The 25986-nt window shown below is 63.9% G+C and carries 20 protein-coding genes; 8 read left to right on the top strand and 12 right to left on the bottom strand.

Annotated features, from left to right (window positions below; genetic code table 11):
• The first annotated feature begins 167 nt into the window (after positions 1–167).
• From IHQ72_RS04055 to IHQ72_RS04030, 6 genes are all read left to right on the top strand, one after another.
• A complete protein-coding gene (locus IHQ72_RS04055) occupies positions 168–1028 on the top strand; it encodes a carbohydrate ABC transporter permease (protein ID WP_258121287.1) in 861 nt (286 codons plus the stop codon).
• A complete protein-coding gene (locus tag IHQ72_RS04050) occupies positions 1025–1876 on the top strand; it encodes a carbohydrate ABC transporter permease (RefSeq protein WP_258121286.1) in 852 nt (283 codons plus the stop codon). Before IHQ72_RS04055 ends, IHQ72_RS04050 begins: the two co-directional genes overlap by 4 nt.
• A 7-nt stretch (positions 1877–1883) precedes the next feature.
• Positions 1884–2987, top strand: a complete 1104-nt coding sequence (locus IHQ72_RS04045; protein ID WP_258121285.1) for an ABC transporter ATP-binding protein — start codon at positions 1884–1886, stop codon at positions 2985–2987.
• 140 nt (positions 2988–3127) lie between these two features.
• On the top strand, positions 3128–5167 hold the full coding sequence (locus tag IHQ72_RS04040) for an aldo/keto reductase (protein WP_258121284.1): 2040 nt from the start codon (positions 3128–3130) through the stop codon (positions 5165–5167).
• Between the two features lie 485 nt (positions 5168–5652).
• Complete coding sequence (locus IHQ72_RS04035; protein ID WP_258121283.1) at positions 5653–6597, top strand: MurR/RpiR family transcriptional regulator; 945 nt, start codon at positions 5653–5655, stop codon at positions 6595–6597.
• A 202-nt stretch (positions 6598–6799) separates the two neighbouring features.
• Positions 6800–8581, top strand: a complete 1782-nt coding sequence (locus IHQ72_RS04030; protein WP_258121282.1) for an NAD(P)/FAD-dependent oxidoreductase — start codon at positions 6800–6802, stop codon at positions 8579–8581.
• Between the two features lie 173 nt (positions 8582–8754).
• On the opposite strand, the gene IHQ72_RS04025 is transcribed toward IHQ72_RS04030, so the two are convergent.
• The 3 genes from IHQ72_RS04025 to IHQ72_RS04015 all read right to left on the bottom strand — a co-directional run bounded on the left by IHQ72_RS04025 (position 8755) and on the right by IHQ72_RS04015 (position 11195).
• Positions 8755–9990, bottom strand: coding sequence for an amidohydrolase/deacetylase family metallohydrolase (locus tag IHQ72_RS04025; RefSeq protein ID WP_258121281.1), 1236 nt, complete (start codon positions 9988–9990; stop codon positions 8755–8757).
• Positions 9991–10019: 29 nt separating this feature from the next.
• Positions 10020–10409: a RidA family protein gene (locus IHQ72_RS04020; RefSeq protein WP_258121280.1), complete on the bottom strand. Its 390-nt coding sequence runs from the start codon at positions 10407–10409 to the stop codon at positions 10020–10022.
• A gap of 357 nt (positions 10410–10766) precedes the next feature.
• On the bottom strand, positions 10767–11195 hold the full coding sequence (locus IHQ72_RS04015; protein WP_128285146.1) for an Lrp/AsnC family transcriptional regulator: 429 nt from the start codon (positions 11193–11195) through the stop codon (positions 10767–10769).
• A gap of 205 nt (positions 11196–11400) precedes the next feature.
• Here IHQ72_RS04015 and IHQ72_RS04010 point away from each other — a divergent pair, with 205 nt between their 5' ends.
• Complete coding sequence (locus tag IHQ72_RS04010; RefSeq protein ID WP_258121279.1) at positions 11401–12504, top strand: saccharopine dehydrogenase family protein; 1104 nt, start codon at positions 11401–11403, stop codon at positions 12502–12504.
• A gap of 172 nt (positions 12505–12676) precedes the next feature.
• Here IHQ72_RS04010 and lpdA read toward each other — a convergent pair whose 3' ends face one another.
• The 4 genes from lpdA to IHQ72_RS03990 form a co-directional block, all read right to left on the bottom strand.
• Positions 12677–14074, bottom strand: coding sequence for a dihydrolipoyl dehydrogenase (lpdA, locus tag IHQ72_RS04005; RefSeq protein WP_258121278.1), 1398 nt, complete (start codon positions 14072–14074; stop codon positions 12677–12679).
• 279 nt (positions 14075–14353) lie between these two features.
• Complete coding sequence (locus IHQ72_RS04000; protein WP_258121277.1) at positions 14354–15739, bottom strand: dihydrolipoamide acetyltransferase family protein; 1386 nt, start codon at positions 15737–15739, stop codon at positions 14354–14356.
• A 2-nt stretch (positions 15740–15741) separates the two neighbouring features.
• On the bottom strand, positions 15742–16755 hold the full coding sequence (locus IHQ72_RS03995) for an alpha-ketoacid dehydrogenase subunit beta (RefSeq protein WP_258121276.1): 1014 nt from the start codon (positions 16753–16755) through the stop codon (positions 15742–15744).
• 2 nt (positions 16756–16757) lie between these two features.
• Complete coding sequence (locus IHQ72_RS03990; RefSeq protein WP_258121275.1) at positions 16758–17990, bottom strand: 3-methyl-2-oxobutanoate dehydrogenase (2-methylpropanoyl-transferring) subunit alpha; 1233 nt, start codon at positions 17988–17990, stop codon at positions 16758–16760.
• Between the two features lie 431 nt (positions 17991–18421).
• On the opposite strand from IHQ72_RS03990, the gene holA reads away from it, so the two are divergent.
• On the top strand, positions 18422–19468 hold the full coding sequence (holA, locus tag IHQ72_RS03985; protein WP_258121274.1) for a DNA polymerase III subunit delta: 1047 nt from the start codon (positions 18422–18424) through the stop codon (positions 19466–19468).
• A gap of 308 nt (positions 19469–19776) precedes the next feature.
• On the opposite strand, the gene IHQ72_RS03980 is transcribed toward holA, so the two are convergent.
• The 5 genes from IHQ72_RS03980 to mnmE all read right to left on the bottom strand — a co-directional run bounded on the left by IHQ72_RS03980 (position 19777) and on the right by mnmE (position 25952).
• Positions 19777–20661 (bottom strand): ParB/RepB/Spo0J family partition protein, encoded by an 885-nt coding sequence (locus IHQ72_RS03980; RefSeq protein WP_258121273.1) that lies wholly within the window; start codon positions 20659–20661, stop codon positions 19777–19779.
• An 82-nt stretch (positions 20662–20743) separates the two neighbouring features.
• Positions 20744–21544 (bottom strand): ParA family protein, encoded by an 801-nt coding sequence (locus tag IHQ72_RS03975; protein ID WP_084646769.1) that lies wholly within the window; start codon positions 21542–21544, stop codon positions 20744–20746.
• A 36-nt stretch (positions 21545–21580) separates the two neighbouring features.
• On the bottom strand, positions 21581–22216 hold the full coding sequence (gene rsmG / locus IHQ72_RS03970; protein ID WP_258121272.1) for a 16S rRNA (guanine(527)-N(7))-methyltransferase RsmG: 636 nt from the start codon (positions 22214–22216) through the stop codon (positions 21581–21583).
• Positions 22213–24087, bottom strand: a complete 1875-nt coding sequence (mnmG, locus tag IHQ72_RS03965) for a tRNA uridine-5-carboxymethylaminomethyl(34) synthesis enzyme MnmG (RefSeq protein WP_258121271.1) — start codon at positions 24085–24087, stop codon at positions 22213–22215. The genes rsmG and mnmG overlap by 4 nt, the downstream gene beginning before the upstream one ends.
• A 542-nt stretch (positions 24088–24629) precedes the next feature.
• Positions 24630–25952 (bottom strand): tRNA uridine-5-carboxymethylaminomethyl(34) synthesis GTPase MnmE, encoded by a 1323-nt coding sequence (mnmE, locus tag IHQ72_RS03960; protein WP_258121270.1) that lies wholly within the window; start codon positions 25950–25952, stop codon positions 24630–24632.
• Between the last annotated feature and the right edge of the window lie 34 nt (positions 25953–25986).

The raw sequence follows: 25986 nt of genomic DNA, 5'->3' as shown, positions 1-25986 counted from the left end.
GGGTGTTCCAGCTTGGCGCCAGCGGCACTCCGTCCAGCACCCCTCAACCGTCTTGGCGCTGCGCGCCAATCCACCTTCTCCCACAAGGGGAGAAGGCAAGACAAGGCCGGCGCCGACCTCGACAGCAGGCCGGTAAACCTAGAAACGAGAGGCAAAGGAGGGCAACGATGCGCTATCAGAACGCCACGGCGTATCGCTTCCTCGCGCCCTATCTGCTGATCTTCTCGATCTTCTGGCTGTGGCCGATCATCAGCTCATTCCTGATCTCCTTCCAGGCGACGCGCACCGTGCCGTGGCGGTTCGCGCCGACCTTCAACTGGGGCCGGCTGATCGGCGACCCGGCCTTCTTCAACGCGTTGAAAAACACTTTGCTCATTCTGGTCATCCAGGTGCCGGTGATGATCACCTTGGCGATCGTGATGGCCGTGCTGCTCAATTCGCCGCTGCTGAAGGCTCGTGGCCTGTTCCGCTTCGCCTTCTTCGCTCCTGTCGTGGTCGGCGAAGTCGCCTATTCGGCGGTGTTCCGGCTGATGTTCAACCTCGATTACGGCATCATCAACAAGCTGCTCAACAGCGTCGGCCTGCCGCGAATCGACTGGTTTTCCAACGTCACCCCGGCGATGGCGGTCATCATGATCGCGGTGACCTGGCGCTGGGCCGGCTACAACGCCATCGTCCTGCTCGCCGGCCTGCAATCCATCCCCCAGGATGTCTACGAGGCGGCGACGCTGGACCGCGTCAGCAAGCTCAAGCAGTTCTTCTACATCACGCTGCCGCTGCTCAAGCCGATCATCGTGTTCTGCGCCGTGCTGTCGATCATCGGCACCATGCAGCTGTTCACCGAGCCATTCCTGATCACCGAGCGCGGTGGACCGGGCGGCGGCACCGAAACGCTCGGGCTGCTGCTTTACCGCCAGGGTTTCAAGTCGCTCAACTTCGGCTACGCCTCGGCGATTGCCTACACCATGGCCGGGCTGGCGATCGCCATCTCGCTGATGCAACTGTGGCTGACGAGGGACCCGAAATGAGCTCGCGTTCCTCTTCTCGCCGTTCCTCCGCCAGATTGGGACGCAGCATCGCGCTGCATCTGTTCCTGACGCCGCTGGCGCTGATCTGGCTGTTTCCGCTGTGGATGATGGTGATCTTCTCGACCATGCCCGACAGAGGCATCTTTAGTCCCAGCATCGAGCTTTTGCCGCACGGCAATTTCCTCGACAATGTCAACAATTTGCAGCGCGACACCAATTTCATCGGCGCCATCGGCATCTCCGTGTCGGTGGCGGTGACCTATACGTTCCTGTCGGTGCTGCTCACCTCGATGGCCGGCTGGGCGCTGGCGCGCTACCAGTTCTTCGGCAAGGGCGTGGTCGTCGCGATCATCCTCGGCACCATCACGCTTCCCTATGCTGTCGTGTTGATCCCGCAATTCATCATGGTGGCGCGCGACTTCAAGCTCGCCAATACCTGGGTGGCGCTGATCGTGCCGCCGCTCTTCAATTCGCTCGGCGTGCTGTTCATGCGGCAGAGCTTCTCGATGATGCCGGGCGATCTGTTCGACGCCGCTCGGGTCGAGGGGGTCAAGGAATGGCGGATCTTCCTGTTCGTAGCACTACCGCTGGCGCGGCCGATGCTGGCGGCGCTCGCCATCATCCTGTTCCTTGCCTCCTGGAACAATTATCTCTGGCCGCTGCTGATCAATTCCAGGCCCGGCGCGATGACGGCGCCGGTGGCGCTCGGCACGCTGATCGGCCTCACCAAAGTGTCGTGGGGCGGCATCATGGCGGGCGCCGTGATGCTTACCGTGCCGATGCTCGTCGTGTTCGTGCTCTTGCAGCGCCATTTCGTCGCCGGCATTGCCGCCGGCGCCATCAAATAGGATCAGCATGGCAGCGGTCACACTTAAAAATGTCGTCAAGCGCTTCGGCGGCTTTGAGATCATTCACGGCGCGAACATCGACGTCGACGATGGCGAATTCGTCGTCTTCGTCGGCCCCTCCGGCTGCGGCAAGTCCACGCTGCTGAGGATGATCGCCGGGCTCGAGGATATCAGCGGCGGCGAGATCGCCATCGGCGGCAAACTGGTGAACGATGTCGAGCCGGCCGACCGCGGCATCGCCATGGTGTTCCAGTCCTACGCGCTCTATCCGCATATGAGCGTCGAGCAGAATCTGAGCTTCGGGCTGAGGATGAACGGCAACCCGAAAGCCGACACCGAGCGGCGGGTGAAGCGGGCCTCCGAAATCCTGCGCATCGCCGAGCTGATGAAGCGGCGCCCGCGGCAATTGTCGGGCGGCCAGCGCCAGCGCGTCGCCATCGGCCGCGCCATCGTGCGCGAACCGCAAGTGTTCCTGTTCGACGAGCCGCTCAGCAATCTCGACGCCGAGCTCAGGGTGCAGATGCGGGTCGAGATCTCGCGCCTGCACAAGGAACTCGGCGTCACCATGATCTATGTGACGCACGACCAGACCGAAGCAATGACGCTGGCCGACAGGATCGTCGTGCTCAACGCCGGTAATATCGAGCAGATCGGCGCGCCGCTCGATCTCTATGACAACCCGGCCAACCGCTTCGTCGCCGGCTTTGTCGGCTCGCCGAAGATGAATTTCATAGCGGCAAAAGTGGTCGGGAACGACGACGTCGCCGTAACCATCGAACTCGCCAACCATTGTGACGCCAAACTACGGAAGCCGCTTTCGGGTGCCCCACCTGCAGTCGGCAGCGAGGTCGTGCTCGGCGTCCGGCCGGAGCATTTCTTCGAGGCCGGCGAAGGTGATTGCGACATCGCCGTCAAGGCCGATGTCGCCGAGCACCTCGGCTCGGTGAGCTATGTCTATGCCAGTGCCGGGACCAATGCCAATGCCGGACCAGAGGAACTGATCATCGAGCGCGAGGCATCGCGACAGCGGGCGAACGGCGACCACATGGTGGTGTCGATCAAGGCTGGCCGGTTGCTTCTCTTCGACAAGTCAGGTGCACGCATTCGCTAATGCATGTCGCCCAAAAGCGTGCCCTCGGGCGGGAACCGAGGTGCGCAGCGGTTTTGGGACAACGGCATGCACAAAACTAAGACACGCCAATTTTTCTTTCACCAACTCGCGACGCCGAGGCGACCCCAAGGAGATTTGAGATGACGTCCGAACCACGAAAAATTCGCTGGGGCATTCTCGGGCCTGGCACCATCGCCAAGGCCTTTGCCGGCGGCGTCGCCCATTCGCATACCGGCACACTGGTTGCGCTCGGCGCACGTAATCCCGGCAAATCAGGCCTCGCTGAAAACTTCCCCGGTGCCCGCATCCTCGACGGCTACGAGGCTTTGCTCACGGATCCGGACGTCGACGCGATCTACATTTCAACGCCGCACCCCAGCCACGCCGAATGGGCGATCAGGGCGGCCGAGGCCGGAAAGCATGTGCTTTGCGAAAAGCCGATGGGGCTGACCGCCTTCGAGGCCGACGCGATGGTCCATGCTGCGCGCAAGGCCGGCACCTTTCTCGGCGAAGCCTTCATGTACCGGCTGCATCCGCAGACGGCAAAGCTGGTCGAGCTGATCAGGTCCGGCACGATCGGCGAGGTGCGCATGGTGAAGTCGAGCTTCGGCTTCGCCATGCCTGATTTCATGCCGGAACACCGGCTCTACGCGAGCGATCTCGGCGGGGGCGGCATTCTGGATGTCGGCGGCTATCCCGTTTCGATGGCGCGGCTGATTGCCGGGGCAGCATTGGGAAAACCCTTCGCAGAACCGGACAAGGTGGCGGGTGCGGCGCATCTCGGCCAGTCCGGCGTCGACGAATGGGCTTCGGCGCTGCTGCATTTTCCCAGCGGCATCGTCGCCGAAGTCTCCTGCGGCATCTCGCTCGCGCAGGACAACGTCCTGCGCATCCTCGGCACCAAGGGCCGCATCGAGATCTCGGATTTCTGGTATGCCAGCGGTAGGGAAGGCGGCACCAGCGAAATCCGCATTATCCGTCCGGACGGCGAAGAGGCGGTAGAGGTCAGGGAAGACCGCTGGCTCTACGCCTTCGAGGTCGACGCCGCCGGCGAGGCGATCCTGGCCGGAAAGCAGGAGTTTGCCTGGCCGGGTATGGGCTGGGCCGACAGCCTCGGCAATCTGCGCGTCCTCGACAGATGGCGTGCCGCCATCGGGCTCGAATACGAGATCGAGAAGCCCGAAAAACGCGTCAACACCATCTCCGGCCGGCGGCTGCGCTCCGGCGGCACCACCATCCCGAAGCGCGAAATTCCAGGCCTGCCGCGGCCGGCCTCGTGCCTGGCGCTCGGCTTCGAGGATTTTCGCACGTTCTCCTCGGGCATGATCCTGCTCGATGCCTATTTCGAAGCCGGCGGCAACGTCTTCGACACGGCCTTCATCTATGGTAGCGGCTACACCGAAACGTTGCTCGGCCAGTGGTTGAAGAACCGCGACATGCGTGAGCAATCGGTAGTCATCGGCAAGGGCGCGCACACCCCGCTCTGCTATCCCGATGTGATCGGCAAGCAGCTCACCCAGTCGCTCGACCGGCTGCAGACCGATCATGTCGATGTCTATTTCATGCACCGCGACGATCCGGACGTGCCGGTCGACGAATTCGTCGACGCAATGGACAGGGAGGTCAGGGCTGGCCGCATTCGCGGTCCGTTCGGCGGCTCGAACTGGACGAGGGAACGCATGGACGAGGCTATTGCCTATGCCGAGCGGACCGGCAAGCAAAAGCCTGGCGCGCTTTCGAACAATTTTTCGCTGGCCGAAATGCTGGTGCCGATCTGGCCGGGTTGCGTCACATCGTCGAGCGATGAATGGAAGGCCTGGCTGACCGCCCGGCAGATGCCCAATTTCGCCTGGTCGAGCCAGGGCCGGGGTTTCTTCACCGGCCGCGCCGGGCGCGACCAGCGCGACAATGAAGAGCTGGTCCGGGTCTGGTACTCGGAAAAGAATTTCGGCCGCCGCGACCGGGCGATCGAACTCGCCAACAGGCTGGGCAAGAGCCCGATCCATGTCGCGCTCGCCTATGTCCTGGCCCAGCCGTTCCCGTCCGTCCCCCTGATCGGCCCACGCACGCTCGACGAACTGGAGGACAGCCTGCAGGCTCTCGACATTGCGCTTTCGCCTGACGACATCGCGTGGCTGGATGGCGGTTCGGACCAGCATCCCGCCCGACGCACGGGCTGACTTACCTTTCCTTCTCCCCTTGTGGGGCCCGAAGGGCGGGCGAGGCCCGTGACTCGCCCCAGGCGGTGGATTGGCGCGCAGCGCCAAGACGGTTGAGGGGTGTTGGACGGAGTGCGGTCGGTGCCAAGCTGGAACACCCCTCATCCGTCGCCTTCGGCGACACCTTCTCCCACAGGGGGAGAAGGGGGAGCCGCGCGAGGCCGCAACGCCGCGCTCTGCCCTACCTCTCCGCTCACCATCAGTCGGCGGTGGTTCCCGCAGAAATCAGTCTGTAACTATCCTACTTTGCTTCCAAGCGGTGACCGCGGCTCTAGTCAGCGAGTTCGTATATACCACGCCTACCTTGTTGGTTGCATTGCCTTTCCTGTTTCTTGAAAAGCCTGTTGCTTTCCTACATACTTCTGAAACCGGCCGCGTGAGGCGAGCAGGCAAGCGGTGCGCGAACATGGTAGAGGTCGAGTTCCACGAACGGCAGGGGATGACTCATGACCGAAGCTGACGGCCAAGCACAGCCGACATCGGACAGCCATCCGTATGGGCGCGATCATGTCAGGCGCATCCCCGACATCATCTCACTGGTCAAGGACTCTTACGCTGAATTGCGGCCGGCGGAACGCCGCGTCGCCGATGTCGTGCTCGACGACGTCAGATTCGCGGTCGACGCTTCCAACGCAGCACTTGCGCAGCGCGCCCAGGTCAGCGAACCCACCGTGACCCGGTTCTGCCGCGCCATAGGCTGCGAGGGCGTACGCGATTTCAAGCTGAAGCTGGCGCAGAGCCTCGTCGTCGGCGCGCTCTATCTGAGCAAACCGCCGCCCACCAGCGGCGGCAACGGCATGCCGTTCTGGAATGCCGTGTTCGGCGAAGCACGCCGGGCGCTGCAGGAGGCCGAACGGCAGCTTGATCCGGCACAGCTGGTGAAGGCGGCCGAGCTCATCGCCAAGGCGCGCCAGGTTACGGTGTTCGGCCTCGGCGGCAGCTCGTCGGCGCTGGCGCAGGAAACCCAGTACCGGCTGTTCCGCTACGGCATCACCGTCAGCGCCCAGTGCGACCCGTATCTGATGCGGATGACCGCCTCGACCTTGAAGCCCAGCGATCTGGTGATCGCCATTTCGGCGACCGGACGCACCCGCGAAGTGATCGAGGCAGTCGAACTGGCCAAGCATTACCGCGCCAACGCGATCGGCGTGACCGCGCCCGACACCGACCTGGCGCGCGCCTGCGACGTCAGGCTGACGGTCGCGGTGCCCGAATATCCCGACACGCTGAAGCCGACGGCCTCGCGGTTTGCCTTTCTGGCCGCGATCGACCTGATGGCAGTGGCGGCCGCCTACAAACTCGACGGCTCGGCCCGCGAAACAGTCCGCCGCATCAAATACAACGCCCAGATACACAGGACGGGCAAAGAGATGGAGCCGCTGGGGGACTGAGGGGCGCGGCTTCTCCTTCTCCCCTTGTGGGAGAAGGTGGCCGAGCGAAGCTCGGTCGGATGAGGGGTGCTCCAGCTTGGCACCGATGGCATTCCGTCCAACACCCCTCAACCGTCTTGGCGCTGCGCGCCATCCACCTTCTCCCAGAGGGGGAAAAGGAAAGACCGGGCGGCGCCGACTTGAAACGCAGAGGAGACAACAGATGCTCGACATGGGACCATCGAAACAGGCGGCCACTTGGTTTTCCTCCCTCTCCCGCGCGCTCGAGACGGGCGACGCAGCGGCCGCGACTAACTTGTTCGTCGAGGATTGCTACTGGCGCGACCTGCTGACCTTCACCTGGAACATCAAGACGATGGAAGGCCGTGCCGCGATCCGCGACATGCTGGAAGCCACACTGGCTACGACCAAGCCGACTGCCTGGCAGCTCAGTGGCGAGGCAAGCTCGGACGAAGGCATCGTCGAGGCCTGGTTCACCTTCCAGACGTCATCGGCGTGGGGCCGGGGCATCATGCGCCTGGAGGACGGCCGATGCCGGACGCTGTTCACGGCGATGAGCGATCTCAAGGGTTTTGAGGAGCGCAAGGGGCCGGCGCGGCCGCTGGGTGTCCGCCACAAGGCCGACCCGGACCGCGAGACCTGGTCGGAGGCGAGGGCGCGTGAGGCGCGTGATCTCGGCGCCGGCCAGCAGCCCTACTGCCTGGTCATCGGCGGCGGCCAGGGCGGCATCATGCTGGGGGCACGGCTGCGGCAGCTCGGCGTGCCGGCCATCGTCATCGAGAAGAACGCTCAAGTCGGCGATTCCTGGCGCAACCGCTATCGCTCGCTCGTGCTGCACGACCCGGTCTGGTACGACCATTTGCCCTACATCCCGTTTCCGGAAAACTGGCCGGTGTTCACGCCCAAGGACAAGATGGGCGACTGGCTGGAAATGTATACGCGCGTCATGGAGCTCAATTACTGGACCTCCACGAGATGCGTCAGCGCCAGCTATGACGAGGCGGAAAAAATCTGGACGGTCGAGGTCGATCGCGCCGGCGAGAGCATCACGCTGAAACCCAGGCACATCGTCTTCGCAACCGGCGCCTATGGCCCGCCGAGGCAGATCGACCTGCCGGGCGCCACGGCGTTCCAGGGCGAGATCCTGCATTCCAGCCAGTATTCCAGCGGCGAAAAATTCCGTGGCAAGGCGGTCGCCGTCATCGGCGCGGCAAGCTCGGGGCACGATGTCGCCGTCGATCTCTGGGAGAGCGGCGCTGAGGTGACCATGATCCAGCGCTCGCCGACGACGGTGGTCAAATCCGACACGCTGATGGAGGTCGGCTTCGAGATCTTTTCTGAAGATGCGCTGGCCCGTGGCATCACCACCGAGAAGGCCGACATGATCGTCGCCTCGACGCCCTTCGCTGTGCTGCCGCAAAGCCAGCGGGCGCTCTACGACATCATCAAGGCACGCGACGCGGCATTCTACGACCGCTTGCGCGGCGCCGGCTTCGCCATCGATTTCGGCGACGACGAGACCGGGCTGCTGATGAAGGCCTACCGCACCGGCTCGGGCTACTACATCGACGTCGGCGCCTCCGATCTGATCATCGGCGGCGAGATCGGCATCCGCAGCGGTGTCGAGATCAAGTCGCTGACGCCGACAGGGATCCTGTTCGATGACGGCACCGAACTGGCGGCCGACGCGATCATCTCCTGCACCGGCTATCAGTCGATGAACGAGACCGTGGCGGCGATCGTCTCGCGCGAGGTCGCCGACAAGGTCGGGCCGTGCTGGGGGATTGGCTCCGGCGTGAAAGGCGACCCGGGACCATGGCAAGGCGAATTGCGCAACATGTGGAAGCCGACGGCGCAGGAAGCGCTATGGTTCCACGGCGGCAATTTGGCGCTGTCGCGCTTCTATTCGAAGTTCGTCGCGCTGCAGATCAAGGCGAGGATGGAAGGCGTTGCGACGCCGGTTTATGGGGCGCCGGGGCGGTAGCAGCGCACCTCTCCCTTCTCCCCTTGTGGGAGAAGGTGGCCGAGCGAAGCTCGGTCGGATGAGGGGTGTTCCAGCTTGGCACCAACAGCACTCCGTCCAGCACCCCTCAACCGTCTTGGCGCTACGCGCCAATCCACCTTCTCCCCCTGGGGGAGAAGGAGAGCGCCCAGCCCTCAACCGTGCCGATGCCCGAAATGCCTGGCCACAATATCGACATGCGTCTCATCCGCATGCGCTTCGAAGCGTTCGGTATCGCCAAAATCGTTAGCCGCCTCGTTCGGCCACCAGGTGCCGCCGATCACGATACCGTCCGAGACCAGCCTCTGCTCGGCGACCAGCGAGGCGCCGACCGCGTCGACAAAGGTGAAACTGCCCGAACGCAGCCGCAGCACCGCGATGTCGCCGACGGCACCGACCGCAAGTGCGCCAAGATCGGGCCTTGCGATCGCCTCGGCCGGCCGCTGTGTTGCCGCGCGCAAAACCTCGACCAGCGGCATGCCGAGCGCCAGCAGTTTCGACATGCACACCAGAATGTCGAAGGCCGGTCCGTCGACGCAGTAGAGATGCACGTCGCTGCTGATCACGTCAGGTGCCAGCCCCTCCTTGAGCATCGCCTTGGCGACCTCGAAATCGAACGAACCCATGCCGTGGCCGATATCGAAGATGACGCCGCGTTCGCGCGCCAGCCGCATGTCGGGCCGCACCGCGCCGGATGCGAAGATCGGCGCGTTGGGAAACGGCCGGAAGCAATGGGTGAGAATATCGCCCTTGCGCAGGCGCGGCAGCACTTCCGAGCGGCCCGGCGGCGGCTCGTCGATATGCGCCATCAGCGGCAGGCCGGCCTGGTCGGCAGCCTCGAGCGCCAGATCGACCGGCGCGATGCCGCTGCTGCCGCCGGCATGGCGACCCGAGCGGACTTTTACGCCGACAATCATGTCTGCGTGCTCGCGCACCGCCGCCACCGTCTCGCGCGGTTCGCAGAGCCGGAGATCGCTGCACTCGCCAACCGAAACGGTCTGCGAGAAGCCGAAAATCCCGGCAAAGGAAATGTTGACATAGGCCAGGATGCGGACTTTCGAGCGCTCGATGACATGGCGGCGAAAGCCGAGGAAGTTGCCGGCGCCAGCACTTCCTGCGTCGATGAACGTGGTGGTGCCGCTCTTTGCGGCGAGGAGGTCGGCATCGACGCCGAGCGAGGTGCCGCCCCAATAGACGTGGCTGTGCAGATCGATGAGGCCAGGCGCGACGATGGACCCGGTGGCATCGATGACGCGCGCGGCGCGATCGAAGGGAATGTCGGCATCGATCGCGGCGATGCGGCCACCGGCGATGGCCAGATCGCGTTGCGCATCGAGGCCGGACGCCGGATCGATGAAGCGGCCGCCCTTCAGGAGAAGATCAAATTGCATCGGCGTCCGGCTCCGTTCCCGTCTTCTCGTCAAACCGGTCTGTAGGCGACAGCCTCGACCTCGATCTTGATGTCGATCATCAGCCGCGACTCGACCGTTGTCCGCGCCGGCGGATCCTTAGCAAAATGCCTGGCATAGACGGCATTGAAGGCGCCGAAGTCGCGTGCGTCCTCGAGCCAGACTGTCGTCTTGACCACGTCGTCCATGGTGCAGCCAGCCAGCGCCAGGGCTGCCTGCACATTCGAAAGCACCTGCTCGGTCTGTTCTACGATACCGCCCGTGACCACCGCGCCGTCGCTGCCAACCGGCACCTGGCCGGAGACATAGACCATATCGCCAGCCCGGACTGCCGGCGACAGCGGCACATGCGATGTTCCAAAACACTGCTTGGGCAAGGACTGTTCTCCTTCAAAAAGCATTGGTGCGTTGCCGTGCTGTCCGGCAATCGCCGCGAAGCTCCGCGCGGGCTCTTCGCTGCGCCGGTTTGCCCTTTTCCCGGCGGAAGGCTATGCCTCCCGGCGATTCTCATACAGGCCGTGTTGGAAAGCAACATTTTTTAGAATTCATGTTGCTTTATTACAGGAGCATCGGAGGCGTGAGCGGAGCGCCGAAACTGCCGATCTCCCCCCAAGTGGGGGAGATGTCCGGCAGGACAGAGGGGGGCGCTGTCCCGCCGACGCCCCGAAAGGTTCCGCTCGACAGCAGCATTTGGAAGGAACATGACCCCAAGATTTTTGCCCCACCTTGGCAGGGCGAGCAATGCTCTGCCAAACCGCTCAGCGGTCGATCCGCGTCGACAGGATGATCGAGGACGACGTCCGCTCGACCCCGTCCATCGCGCCGATCTGGTCGAGGAGCGTGTCGAGATCCTTGATCGACGGCGCGTCGACGATGACGATCATGTCGAAATTGCCGCTCACCGAATGCAGCGTCCGCACCGGCGGCAGCGCCTGCAGGCTGCGCACCACCTTGTCGGCGAGCTTGGGCGTGACGGTGAGCAGCACATGCGCCCGCACCAGTCCCTGTTCGTAATCGGGCGAAAGCCTGACCCCATAGCCGGTGATGATGCCGCGCTGCTCCAGCCGCTCGATCCGGCTCTGCACCGTCGTCCGCGACACGCCGAGCCGACGCGCCAGCTCGGCCGTCGAGGCGCGCGCATTCGCGCGCAGCAGGGAGAGCAGGGCCTGTTCGGCGTTGCTAAGCACTTTCGACGAACCTCATAGGCAGATTGATCAGAAGGACACTTCGTTTCGAACAATTCCACGCTTCCTTTCGACAGGCAAGCTGCGATTCTATGCTTCGTGATCAACGCAATGCATGTCGCCCAAAAGTGCGCAGCGGTTTTGGGATAACGACATGCATAAAACAAAGACCTGCAGCGCAACGCGCTTCAGGGGCGAGGGAACTGTCATGAAGAAAATCATCGTTGTCGGCGCCGGCAAGATCGGCTCGACCATTGCCGAGATGCTGGCTTCCACCGGCGACTATCATGTCACCCTCGTCGACCGCTCGGCCGCACAGCTCGGCGCGGCCGAACTGCCTGATACGGTCGAGACGCTGGAACTCGACATCGAAGCCGCCGGAACGCTCGAAGCGGCCTTGGCCGGCAAGTTCGCGGTGCTCAGCGCAGCGCCCTTCCATCTGACCACGCGCATCGCCGAAGCGGCAGCCAGCGCCGGCGTGCATTATCTCGACCTGACCGAGGACGTCGTCGCGACCCGACGCGTCAAGCAACTGGCGCGCTCCGCCATCAGCGCCTTCATCCCGCAATGCGGGCTGGCGCCGGGCTTCATCTCGATCGTCGCCAACGATCTCGCCAGCCGCTTCGACACGCTGGAGAGCGTGCGCATGCGGGTCGGGGCGCTGCCGCAGTACCCCTCGAATGCGCTGAACTACAATCTGACCTGGAGCACGGACGGCGTCATCAACGAATATTGCGAGCCCTGCGAGGCGATCGTCGAAGGCGAACTGATCGAAGTGCCGCCGTTGGAGGAGCGCGAGGAATTCTCGCTCGACGGCGTCACCTACGAGGCATTCAACACGTCCGGAGGGCTCGGCACGCTGGCCGAAACGCTGAAGGGCAAGGTGCGCACGCTGAACTACCGCACCATCCGCTACCCCGGCCACGCCGCGATCATGAAGGCGCTGCTCAACGATCTCGGCCTGCGCCACCGCCGCGACGTGCTGAAGGACATTTTTGAGAGCGCCCTGCCGGCAACGCTGCAGGACGTGGTCATCGTCTTCGTCACAGTCAGCGGCCGCAAGAACGGCCGCCTGCTGCAGGAGACCTACGCCAACAAGATCTATGCCAAGCGTGTCGGCGATACGGTGCGCAGCGCCATCCAGATCACCACGGCCTCAGCCATCTGCGCGGTGCTCGACATGCTGGCCGACGGCACCTTGCCGGCGAAGGGCTTCATCAAGCAGGAGGACATTGCGCTCGATGCCTTCCTCGCCAACCGCTTCGGCCACGCCTATGCGCAGCACGAGATGGTTAGCCGGCTGGCGGGGTGATCGAGCCTCTTTCCTTCTCCCCTTGTGGGAGAAGGTGGATTGGCGCGAAGCGCCAAGACGGTTGAGGGGTGCTGCCCGGAGCGGCGCGGTGCCAAGCTGGAACACCCCTCATCCGTCGCCTTCGGCGACACCTTCTCCCACAAGGGGAGAAGGAAGATCGCGCTAGCAGCCCTCAAACATGCAGCGCGTGCCCAAGCGCCTTCAGCGCGGCTTCCTGAAAACCCTCGCCTTGTGTCGGATGTGCATGGATGGTGCCGGCGATGTCCTCCAGCCGCGCGCCCATCTCCAGCGCCAGGCCGAACGCCGTCGACAGTTCCGACACGCCCTGGCCGACCGCCTGGATGCCGAGCACCAGATGGTTGTCCGCGCGGGCAACGACCCGGACAAATCCATCTTCACCCATTTTGGTCATTGCCCGGCCATTGGCGGCAAACGGAAACAGCCCGACCTTGATCTCACCACCGAGCCCCTTTGCCTCCTCCGGCGAAAGGCCTGCAGTGACCAGCTCCGGATCGGTGAAGCAGATGGCGGGAATGCAGCGCTTGTCCCAGCTGCGCTTGTGGCCGGCGACGATCTCGGCGACCATTTCGCCTTGCGCCATCGCCCGGTGCGCCAGCATCGGCTCGCCGGTGACGTCGCCAATGGCAAAGATGCCGCGCATCGAGGTGCGGCACTGGTCGTCGATGCGGATGAATTTTCCCGCCATGTCGAGGTCGATCTGCTCCAGCCCCCAGTCTTCGATCACCGGCTTGCGCCCGACGGTGATCAGAATCCTGTCGGCAACGATCTTGCCATTCTTGCCGGTGGCCGTCTCGACCAGCAGCGCATCGCGCTTGGTCGACAGCCCCTTGGCCTTGGCATTCACGAGCACTTCGATACCGAGCTCAGTGAGCCGCTTCACCACCGGCCGGATCAGTTCGGCATCATATTGCGCCAGTACGCGCGGCAAAGCCTCGACCACGGTCACCTTGGCGCCCATCTTGGCGAAGGCGATGCCGAGCTCCAGCCCGATATAGCCGCCACCGACGACGGCAAGCCTTTCCGGCACTTCGCTCAGCCCCAGCGCTTCGGTGGACGAGATCACCGGCCCACCGAACGGCAGTGACGGCAGCTCGACCGACGCCGAGCCGGTGGCGATCACCACCGTCTCGGCGCGGACGACCTGTGTGCCGGTCTCGGTCTCGACCTCGACAGTCTTGCCGTCACGGAATTTCGCCCAGCCATGCACGGTCTTGACCCCGGCCTTCTTGAGCAGGCTGGCAACGCCGCTGTTCAGCCGGCTAACAATGCCGTCCTTCCATGCGATGGTCGTTTCGAGATCAATGGATGGTATTGCGATTGAAATGCCAAGCGGGCTCTTGCCGCCGGCCATGTGCGAGATTTTCTCGAACTCCTCGGCCGCATGGATCAGCGCCTTGGACGGAATGCAGCCGACATTGAGGCAGGTGCCGCCCGGCTTGCCGAACTCGACGATAACCGTGTCGATGCCGAGCTGGCCGGCGCGGATGGCACAGACATAGCCGCCAGGACCGGCGCCGATGACGAGCAGCTTGCAGGATATTTCCTTCATGTCAGCTGCATCCTTTCGGGGATGATTGCCTCCTGATCCGGCCACTGCGCGCCTTTCCTTCTCCCCTTGTGGGAGAAGGTGGATCGGCGCGTAGCGCCGAGACGGATGAGGGGTGTTGGACGGAGTGCTGTCGGTGCCGAATTGGAGAACCCCTCATCCGTCGCATTCGGCGACATCTTCTCCCACAAGGGGAGAAGGGGGAGCCAGCGTCCCGGCGCCCCTAACTGCCCTCTGCAATTCGACTCAATCCGGGTGGGCGCGCGCTTTGACCTCATTACCTCAATCCACAAAAATCAGCGCCGGGGTCTCCAGCAGCATCTTGATCCGTTGAATAAACACTGCGGCATCCCAGCCGTCGATGACGCGGTGGTCGAAGCTGGAGGACAGGTTCATCATCTTGCGCGGGATGAACTGGGTGCCGTCCCATACCGGCCGCACCATCATCTTGTTGACGCCGAGGATTGCCACTTCCGGATGGTTGATCACCGGCGTCGTCGCCACACCGCCCATGGCACCGAGCGAGGTGATGGTGATGGTCGACCCCGAGAGCTCGTCGCGCGTCGCCGTGCCTGATCTGGCCGCCTCAGCAAGCCGGTTGAGCTCGGCGGCGCAGTCCCAGATGTCGCGCGCCTCGGCGTGCTTGACCACCGGCACAACCAGCCCCGAAGGCGTCTGCGCGGCGATGCCGATATGAACGCCGCCATGCTGGTGGACGATGCCGGCCTCGTCGTCGAACAGCGCGTTGATATTGGGCTGGTCGGTAATCGCCTTGACCATCGCCCGCATCAGGAACGGCAGCAGCGTCAGCTTCGACCTCTCCGCACCCGCGCGCTTCTCCTTGTTGAGCGCCGCGCGCAATTCCTCGAGCGCAGTGACATCGATCTCCTCGACATAGGTGATGTGCGGGATACGCGACTTGGCCAGCGCCATCTTCTCGGCGATCTTGCGCCTGAGCCCGATGATCTTAATGTCTTCGACGGCCTCGTTGCGGGCGAGGCCGGAGACCTTCGCAAGTTGTGGTCCGCTAGCCAGGAAGGCGTCGATGTCCTCATGTCGGATGCGTCCGGCCGGGCCGCTGCCCGCTACCTGCCGAAGGTCGACGCCAGCCTCTTTTGCCCTGAGGCGGATGGCCGGCGACGCCAGCGGCTTTTCGCCTTCGGGACGAGGAGCGGCGGATAAAGCCGAACGGGGAGAAAGGGTACCCCCACCCCTAACCCCTCCCCACAAAGGGGAGGGGGATTCCGTCGCCATTTCACTTCCACGCACGGACGCGCTTCCCGAAGGTGGCGCTGGTTTGGCATCAGCCTTGGGAGCCGAAGCGCGTCCCCCTCCCCCTTGTGGGGAGGGGCTAGGGGTGGGGGTAGCGCCGGTAGCTTTCGCCTCACCTCCCGACGACTCCGCACCTGCCTTCACATTGCCCTCGCCGGCCACTTTCAAGCGTACAATGGGCGAGCCGATCGCCACCGTGTCGCCGATCTCCGCACCCAGCCAGACGATTTCGCCGTCGACCGGCGAAGGAATCTCGACCGTCGCCTTGTCGGTCATGACTGCGGCCAGCACCGCGTCCTCGCGCACGAGATCGCCGACCTTGACCTGCCATTCGACGAGCTCGGCCTCGGCGACGCCTTCGCCGACATCGGGCAGCTTGATCACATATTCGCCCATCGTTAGGCCTCCATCGTTTCGACGAGCGCGCGGCCGAGCCTGGCCGGACCGGGAAAATAGTCCCACTCCTGCGCGTGCGGATAGGGCGTGTCCCAGCCGGCGACCCGCGCCACCGGCGCTTCCAGATGATAGAAGCAGTTCTCCTGTACCAGCGCCGAAAGTTCGGCACCGAACCCGGATGTCAGCGTCGCCTCGTGCACGACCACGCAGCGGCCCGTCTTTTTCACCGAGCCGACGATCGTCTCGAGATCGAGCGGCAGCAGCGTTCTCAGATCGATGATCTCGGCGTCGATGCCGGTCTCCTCCGCCGCCGCCTGCGCGACATAGACCATCGTGCCATAGGCAAGCACGGTGACATCGGCACCCGGCCGGCGGATCACCGCCTTGCCGAGCGGGACCGTGTAATGCCCGTCCGCGACCTCGCCGAGCTCATGCTTCGACCACGGCGTCACCGGGCGCTCGTGATGGCCGTCGAACGGGCCGTTGTAGAGCCGCTTCGGCTCCAGGAAGATCACCGGGTCGGGATCCTCTATCGCCGCGATCAAAAGGCCCTTGGCGTCATGCGGGTTGGACGGCACGACGACCTTCAGGCCGGAGACATGGGTGAATAGAGCCTCCGGGCTCTGGCTGTGGGTCTGGCCGCCAAAAATGCCGCCGCCGGTCGGCATCCTGACCACGATCGGACAGGTGAAATCGCCGTTCGAGCGGTAGCGCAGCCGCGCCGCCTCCGAGACGATCTGGTCATAGGCCGGATAGACATAGTCGGCAAACTGCACCTCGACGCAAGGTTTCAGGCCGTAGGCGGCCATGCCGATAGCCGAGCCGACGATACCGGATTCGCTGATCGGCGTATCGAAGCAGCGGCTTTTGCCGTACTTCGCCTGTAGACCTTGCGTGCAGCGGAAAACGCCGCCGAAAAAGCCGACATCCTCGCCGAACACGATGACGCGTTCGTCGCGTGCCATCGACACGTCCATGGCTTCGCGGATCGCTTCGATCATAGTCCGCCTTGGCATGGTCAGACCCCTGCCTGCTGGCGTTGGCGCCTGAGATGCGGCGGCATCTCGGCATAGACGCCTTCGAACATGTCGCGCGCCGAGGGCTTGCCGCCGGCATGCAGCGTGCCGTGGCGCTCGGCCTCCCTTTGCGCCGCGATCACCGTTTCCAGGATCTCCGCCTCGGCCTGGGTGTGGCGCTCGTCCGACCAGACGCCGCGCTGGATGAGATGGTTTTTCAGCCTGACGATCGGGTCGCCGAGCGGCCACGCGTCAGACTCTGCCTTCGGCCGGTAGGCCGACGGGTCGTCGGAGCTCGAATGCGCGCCGACGCGGTAGGTGACGTATTCGACCAGCGTCGGCCCGAGGTTTTTCCGCGCCCGCTCGGCGGCCCATTTCGCCACCGCATGGACGGCGAGATAGTCGTTGCCGTCTACCCGCAGCGACGGAATGCCGAAGCCGAGACCACGGGCGGCGAAAGTGCCGGAGCCGCCGCGGGCTATGCCCTGGAAGGTCGAGATCGCCCACTGGTTGTTGACGACGTTGAGCACGACCGGCGCCTTGTAGGTCGAGGCGAACACCAGCGCCGAATGGAAGTCGGACTCGGCGGTCGAGCCGTCGCCGATCCAGGCGGCGGCGATCTTCGAATCATTGCTGATCGCCGAAGCCATCGCCCAGCCGACCGCCTGGATGTATTGCGTCGCCAGATTGCCGGAGATCGAGAAGAAGCCATGCTCCTTCGACGAATACATGATCGGCAGCTGCCGGCCCTTTAGCGGATCGGCTTCATTCGAATAGATCTGGTTCATCATGGTGACCATCGGGTAGCCGTCGGCGATGAGCAGCCCGGCCTGCCGATAGGTCGGAAAGTTCATGTCGCCCGGCGCCAGTGCCCTGCGGAAGGCGCAGCTCACCGCCTCTTCACCGAGATGCTGCATGTAGAAAGAGGTCTTGCCCTGGCGCTGCGCCATCTGCATGCGCGCGTCGAAGCTGCGCAGCGTCATCATATGGCGCAGCCCTTCCAGCAGTTCGTCGTCGGAAAGCAGGCCGGCCCACGGACCGACGGCTTCGCCGGCGCGGTTCAGCACGCGGATGATCGAGAACGCCATGTCGCGGATGGTGCGCGGATCGACGTCGATCTCCGGGCGCGGCACCGAGCCGGCCTTGGGAATGGTCACATCAGAGAAATCCGGCGTCCCGCCCGGCCGCACCTCCGGCTCCGGCACATGGAAGCGCAACATTCCTGCATCAGCCATGACCTTCGTCCTCCAATGTAGCCCGGCGCGATATTTGCACACCGCCAGACCAGTGCCAATTCGTCCGGCAGGGCTTCAGGCCGGCGACGCGCCGGCCAGCACTAGCCAAGATGAAGATATGTCGGCGAAATTTCTTGTCGATCTTCCGCCGCCACGCGCAATTTGGCGCATGATTGCGCCGGGTTTCCCGCCAGATAAGACAATGCGTCGCATTGAGGCCTCGCGCGGCGCCCCTTTCCTTCTCCCCTTGTGGGAGAAGGTGTCGCCGAAGGCGACGGATGAGGGGTGTTCCAGCTTGGCAAGGGCAGCACTCCGTCCAACACCCCTCTTCTATCTTGGCGCTGCGCGCCAATCCACTTTCTCCCACAAGGGGAGAAGGAAGGAGGAGCGGCACCGTTCACCCCGCACCCGCATCATGCTAACCAGAACCCATGGCACAGAAGAAGGGTTACGAAGTCGATGCGTGGTTGGCGCGGCCGGACCCGCGCATCTCGATCGTCCTGCTTTACGGTCCCGATCGCGGGCTCGTCGCCGAGCGAGCACGGGCCTTTGCCGGCAAAACCGGCCTGCCGCTCGACGATCCGTTCTCGGTGGTCAGGCTGGACGGTTCGGAAGTAGACCGCGACGAGGGCCGCCTGCTCGACGAGGCGCGCACCGTGCCGATGTTTTCGGACCGGCGCCTGCTCTGGGTGCGCAATGCCTCCGGCCAGAAGGCGCTTGCCGATGACGTCAAGGCGCTGACATCAGAGCCGCCGCGTGACGCCATCATCCTGATCGAGGCCGGCGACCTGAAGAAAGGCGTCGGGTTGCGTTCCATCGTCGAGGCGGCAGACATTGCCATGGCCTTGCCGTGCTACGCCGACGAGGCCCGGGACATCGATACGGTCATCGACGACGAATTGCGCAAGGCCGGCATGTCGATGACGCTGGAGGCCCGTCAGGCGCTGCGCCGTAACCTCGGTGGTGACCGGCTGGCCTCCCGCGGCGAGATCGAAAAGCTGGTGCTTTATGCCCACGGCCAGACCGAAATCGGCCTCGACGACGTCAAGGCGACATCGGGCGACGTTTCCGGTCTCTCCTTCGACGACGCCGTCGACGCCTTGCTCGAAGGCAAGGTCGGCGACTTCGACATGGCCTTCACCCGCCATTGCCAATCCGGCGGCCAGGCTTTTCTGGTGCTTTCGTCGGCGATGCGGCAGCTGCAGGCGATCCAGGCGATGCGCGGCCTGATGGACACCGGCGGCCGCAACGCCGCTTCGGTCGTCGCCACGGCGCGCCCGCCGGTGTTTTTCGCCAGGCGAAAGCTGGTCGAGAAGGCGCTCGAACGCTGGAACAACGAGGCGCTTGGCCGCGCTTTGACCAGACTTCAGACTGCGGTCCTGCAGACCCGCCGGCGGCCTGACCTCTCGGTCGCGCTGGCACGGCAGGCCCTGCTAGGCATTGCTGTGGAAAGCGCCCGACTGGCGCAGCGCACCTGATCTCCCCTGAGGGGAGATGTCGCCGAAGGCGACAGAGGGGGTCGCAACGCGTGGAACGCCGACATCTTCTTCTTCCGCAAGGCGCCGGCGCTCGATGCTAGGCGACCCTTTCTGGGCCTGCCGGCCATCTCCCGCTCAAGGGGAGATCAGCAGCCTCGGCGATTTCGCCATCACCAGCGCTGAAAAAAGGAAGGGCTGGCAATCGCCAGGCTTCGTTGTGTTTCCAGGACGAGGATGTCCGCCTAGGCCGTGCTTAATCCTAAACCAGAAGATCATTTGCCGGCTAAAAACATGAGTGCCTCAAGCACCTACCGCTCCTGCTTCAACCGCCGGCAAAGCTCGTCGAGCTGCTCCAGCGTCCGGTAAGCGACGCTGATCACGCCGCCGCGTTCCTTGTGCTCGATCGTGACGATCATGCCGATCGTGCCGGTCATCAGCTTTTCCAGCGCCAGCGTATCGGCATCCTTCTGTGCCGGTGCTGCAGTCTGTCGCTTTGCCGTTGGAGCGCCGGTCGGCATCTGCGCCAGCGCTTCGGCCTGGCGCACCGAAAGCCCGTCCTCGACGATCCGCTTGGCCAGGCCCGCCGGATCCTGCGCCGTCACCAATGTGCGGGCGTGGCCGGCCGACAGCGCGCCATCGACCAGCATGTCGCGAATCACGTCCGGCAGCTTCAGCAGCCTGAGCGTGTTGGCGACGTGGCTGCGGCTCTTGCCGATCACCTGGCCGAGATCGGCCTGGGTGTAGCCGTGATCGTCGATCAGCTGCTGGTAGCCCATCGCCTCCTCGACCGGGTTGAGGTCGGTGCGCTGGACGTTTTCGATGATCGCCAGTTCGAGCGCGGTGCGATCGTTGACATCGCGCACGATGATCGGGATCTCGGTCAGCCCGGCGCGCTGCGCCGCGCGCCAGCGCCGCTCGCCGGCGATGATCTCGTAGCGGCCGGGCTGGGTCGGCGACGGCCGTGCCACCACCGGCTGCACCACGCCATGTTCACGGATCGACTGGGCAAGATCGGTCAGGTCGGCGTCGCCAAAATGCCGGCGCGGATTCTTTGGGTTCGGGCTCAGGAACTCGATCGGAACCTTGCCGTCGGCATTCATGCTCTGCTTTTCCGGCGCTGCCGGACGATCGATTTCGCCGATCAGCGCCGCCAGCCCCCGCCCCAGTCTTTTTCTTGAAAGGTCTTCGCTCATCGTCTGTCCAGATCGTTTCGGTATCGAATCAGCTTCTGCATGTCGTTATCCCGATACCAGTTACCAGTTTTGGGCGACTGCATTAAGCGGCGCGAAGTTTGCGCTCGCGGCGGATCACCTCGGAGGCAAGCTGCAGATAGGCCTGGCTGCCGGAGCATTTGAGGTCGTAGAGGATCGCCGGCTTGCCGTAGGACGGCGCCTCGGAGACACGCACATTGCGCGGGATCACGGTTTCATAGACCTTGTCGCCCATATGCGCTCGCACATCCTGCACCACCTGGTTGGCGAGGTTGTTGCGCCCGTCGAACATGGTTAGCACGATGCCCTGGATCGTCAGCTCGGGATTGATCGACCGGCGCACCTGCTCGACCGTCTCCAGCAACTGGCTCAAGCCTTCAAGCGCGAAGAATTCGCATTGCAGCGGCACCAGCACCGAATCGGCCGCCGCCATCGAGTTCAGCGTCAGAAGATTGAGCGACGGCGGGCAATCGATCAGCACATAGCCAAAATTCGCCGAACGCTCGGCCGAGGCGCGCAAGGCGTTGCGCAGCCGCAGTACCCGGTCCGGCGCCGAGGCGATCTCCATTTCGATGCCGAGCAGGTCGAGCGTCGACGGCACGATCGACAGGCCCGGCACCGCCGTCGGGATCGCTGCCGCCTCCAGATCGAGCTCGCCGGTCAGCACGTCATAGGAGGAAACGGTGCGGTCGCGCCGGTCGATGCCGAGGCCCGTGCTGGCATTGCCTTGCGGATCGAGATCGACGATCAGCACCCGCTCGCCGATCGCCGCCAGCGCCGTGGCCAGATTGATGGCCGTCGTCGTCTTGCCGACGCCGCCCTTCTGGTTGGCTACGGTGATGATTCGGGGGCCATTCTTCATCATGGGTCTATGCCAGAAATTCATTCCGAGGTCGCCGATCTAAGTCAGTTGGCGCAAATCAGACAGTTCGAGGATGACGCCCTGAACGTCGGTCGCGCTAGCATGTTCTACCAGATCGAATGACCATCGTTGAGCGCTTTCTGCCACCTCAGTACGGTAATCCCGGCCTTTGTGGAACAGGCCGCGCGCGCCGGCCGTCAGCCACGGCGCCGACAGTTCGAGCAAGACCGGAAGCGACGCCAGCGCTCTGGCAGTGACGATTTGAGGTGTTGAAACAAACGGATAGGCGTCGTCGATGCGACGCGCGACGACCCTGGCGGGCAGGTTGAATTGGCCGACGACCGCTTGCAGGAACGATGCTTTTTTCCGATTGCTTTCAACCAGATCGATGCTGGCGCCGTCGCGCTCGGCAAGCAGGAACGCAAGCACAAGGCCGGGAAAACCGCCGCCAGAGCCGAGATCGACCCAGCGCTTCGTGTCTGGTTTGATTCGCGCCAGCTGGGCGCTGTCGAGGATGTGGCGGCGCCAGACATCGTCCTGCGTCGACTGCGCCGCCAGGTTTATCCGGCGGTTCCATTTCTGAAAGACCGTCTCGAACTCTACCAGCCGTTCGAATGTTTCACGTGAAACCGGACCGGCAGCCTCTTGCAGGCTCGCCCATGAGGCAGCGCTCACGCAACATTCCTTCGCGCAGCAGCCTCGGCGTTGCGGACATGCGCGACAATGATGGCCAATGCAGCCGGCGTCATGCCCTCCATACGCTGCGCATCGGCAATCGAGCGCGGCTGGCGCGCCAGCATTTTTTGCTTCAGCTCGTTGGACAGCCCCGGAACAGAAGCAAAGTCGAGTGAAGCCGGGATCAATCGGCTCTCCTCACGCCTGATCTGCGTGACGTCGGCTTGCTGGCGATCAAGATAGACCGAATATTTCGCTTCCGTTTCGAGGCGCTCGGCCGTCTTGGTGTCGATTGCTGCAAACTGCGGAGCGATCCGGGCCAGCCAGGCGACATCGACACCGGGATAGGCCAGCAACTCATAGGCGGACCGGCGCACACCGTCCCTGTTGATCTCGAGCCCATGGCGGGCCGCTTCGTTGGGGGTCATGGTCGTGCCAAGCGCAAGGTCCCGCGCCTTTTCAAGGTCCTGCACGACGTCGCTAAACCGTTGCATCCGCTCCTGCGAGGCAATCCCGAGCTTTATCGCCAGCGGCGTCAGCCGCTCATCGGCGTTGTCGGCCCGCAGCGACAGCCGGAACTCGGCCCGCGAGGTGAACATCCGGTAAGGTTCGGCGATACCGCGGCTGGTTAGGTCGTCGACCATGACCCCGATATAAGCCTCGGTGCGACTGAGCACGATCTGGTCGCGCGCCGAAGCCTGACGCGCGGCGTTGAGGCCAGCAAGCAGCCCTTGCGCCCCGGCCTCCTCGTAACCGGTGGTGCCGTTGATCTGCCCGGCCAGGAAAAGACCGGCGATCCGCTTGGTTTCCAGCGTCGGCTTGAGTTCGCGCGGATCGACATGGTCATATTCGATGGCATAGCCGGGCTGCAGCATGGTGGCACGCTCAAGCCCAGGAATGGTTTTTAGAATGTCGAGCTGCACGTCCTCGGGCAGCGAGGTCGAAATACCGTTCGGGTATACGGTGTCATCGTCCAGCCCTTCCGGCTCCAGAAAAATCTGGTGGCCTTCGCGGTCGCCGAACTTGACGATCTTGTCCTCGATCGACGGGCAGTAACGCGGCCCCACCCCTTCGATCGAGCCGGAATACATCGCCGAACGGCCCAGATTGGCGCGGATCAGCTCGTGCGTGGCTCCAGTTGTTCGCGTGATGCCGCAAAGGATCTGCGGATTGCCGATGCGGTCGGTCATCAGCGAGAACGGCACGGGATTGTCATCCGCCGCCTGGCTCTCCAGCGACGCCCAATCGATCGTTCGTCCGTCCAGCCGTGGCGGCGTGCCGGTCTTCAGCCGTCCGAGCTTGAAACCCGCACGGCTCATCGTCGCCGACAGGCCGAGGCTGGCCTGCTCGTTCATGCGGCCGGCAACGATCTTCTTCTCGCCGATATGGATCAGCCCGCGCAGAAAGGTGCCGGTGGTCAGCACCACAGCGCCGCAGGCAAGCCGGCGGCCATCCGCCAGCAGCACCGCCGCTAGGCGCCCATTGGCGATTTCGAAATCCAGAACCTCGCCCTCGACCACGTCGAGACCCGCCTGTTCGCGAATCGCCGCTTGCATGGCGAGCCGATAGAGTTTTCTGTCCGCTTGCGTGCGCGGCCCGCGAACTGCCGGGCCCTTGCGGCGGTTGAGCAAACGGAACTGGATGCCAGCCGCATCGGCGACGCGCCCCATCAGCCCGTCCATGGCGTCGATCTCGCGAACCAGATGCCCCTTGCCGAGCCCGCCGATCGCTGGATTGCACGACATGACGCCGATCGTCTCGAAGCGCAGTGTCACCAAAGCCGTTTTCGCGCCAGCGCGCGCGGCAGCGCTGGCCGCCTCGCAACCAGCATGGCCGCCGCCCACCACAACCACATCATAGTGATCGGTCATTTTAGAATCCCGAATTCAAGTGGACCGACACATGTGCCCGTCAGGACGTGGTGTCAAGAATACGTGGCGCTTGGCGGGCAAATCTCTTCGGAGAACTGACGAAACCGGCGCCTTCTTTCCTTCTCCCCTTGTGGGAGAAGGTGGATTGGCGCGCAGCGCCAAGACGGAAGAGGGGTGTTGGACGGAGTGCTGTCGGTGCCAAGCTGGAACACCCCTCATCCGACCGGGCTTCGCTCGGCCACCTTCTCCCACAAGGGTGTTTGGACTGGGGACATCGCGAACAGGTGTGCGAGGACATCGCGAACAGTTTTGCGCGTTGTGCGCGGGGGGGTTCGGGATGTCCCCAGTCCAAACAAAGGGGAGAAGGGAGGGCAGCACAAAACTCTGGCGCCGGCGCGACACGGCTCGCCCCGGAATCGGTAGGAGCGAACCTAAAGCGATTGCCCAGCGAATCGTTTCACGTGAAACAATGCCTTCGACCTAATCGCGTGGTGTTTCACGTGAATCATCCACATCTCCGTTTCCCAAGTGTTTCACGTGAGTCACTTGCCAATGCAGAACTGCGCAAAGATGACGTCCAGCATGTCCTCGACATCGACGGCCCCAACGATCCGGCCAAGCCTATCCGCTGCCAGCCGCAATTCCTCGGCCCGCAGTTCCTGCCCGCGTTCGCTCCCTGTCACTGCCGCAAGCAGGAAGCGCTTCGTCTCGTTGAGAAGTTCGACGTGCCGCAGCCGCGACGGCAGGATATCGCCGGCCTGGCCGATTTGCGCGGCAGCGCGACGGGCGATCTCCGCCAGCAGCTCCGCCAGCCCTGTCCCGTCCCGGGTCGAGATTACCGAGTCGTAGCGCGCCACAAGCGATTCATCCCGCAGCAAATCGACCTTTGTTCCAACCTGCAATGACGGGACATCAGCCAGTATTGCCCCGATCGGGACCGGCTCCACCATATCCTCCAGCACCAGCAACAAATCGGCAGTCCCGGCCTTGCTCCTCGCCCTTTCGATGCCAATCGCCTCGATCCTGCCGGGCGTTTCGCGCAAGCCGGCGGTATCCGTCACTCTTACCCGCATCCCCTCCAGATCGAGCACCACTTCGAGCAGATCGCGGGTGGTGCCGGGCTCTTCGGTGACGATCGCCGCGTCGCGCCGGGCCAGAGCGTTGAACAGGCTCGATTTGCCGGCATTCGGCGCGCCGAGGATGACGACCTCGAACCCGTCGCGGATGATTTCGGCGGCCCGGAACCCTTGGACATGACGCTCGATCTCGTCGATCATAGCGCAGACGTCCGACCAGACCGTCTCCGCAACGGAACCCGGCACATCGTCTTCGTCGGCAAAATCGATCTCGGCCTCGATCATCGCCCGTGCATGAATGAGTCGACGGCGCCAGTTGAGATAGAGCTCGCTCTGCGCGCCTTCGGCATTCTGCACGGCAAAGCGCCTCTGCGCCTCGGTTTCGGCGTTGATGAGATCGGCCAGCGCCTCGGTCTCGACCAGATCGACCTTGCCGTTGAGAAAGGCGCGGCGGGTGAACTCGCCGGGTTCGGCATGCCTGACGCCGTCAAAGCCGGCGATCGTTTCCAGCATCTTCGCCACCACGGCGCGCCCGCCATGGACATGGAATTCGGCGATGTCCTCGCCGGTAAAGCTGTTGGGCCCGGCGAAAAAGACGACCAGGCCGCTGTCGAGCACCGATCCGTCGGGCGCCCTGAACTTGCGATAGGCGGCAACACGGTTCTGAACAATCGAACCGGCAATCGTTTCGTGGACGAATCCACTTTGCGCGCCGGAAATGCGGATCACGGCAACACCGGCGGGCAGGCGGCCGCTTGACAGGGCAACAATGGAATCACCTGAAATCATTTGCCGACCCAGCACAACCGCCCTAGCTTCGCTT

This window comes from Mesorhizobium onobrychidis (genome assembly GCF_024707545.1).
GTDB classification, from domain to species: Bacteria; Pseudomonadota; Alphaproteobacteria; order Rhizobiales; family Rhizobiaceae; genus Mesorhizobium; species Mesorhizobium onobrychidis.
Note: the sequence above shows the minus strand (reverse complement) of the source record. Positions and strands in the feature narration are given on the sequence as shown.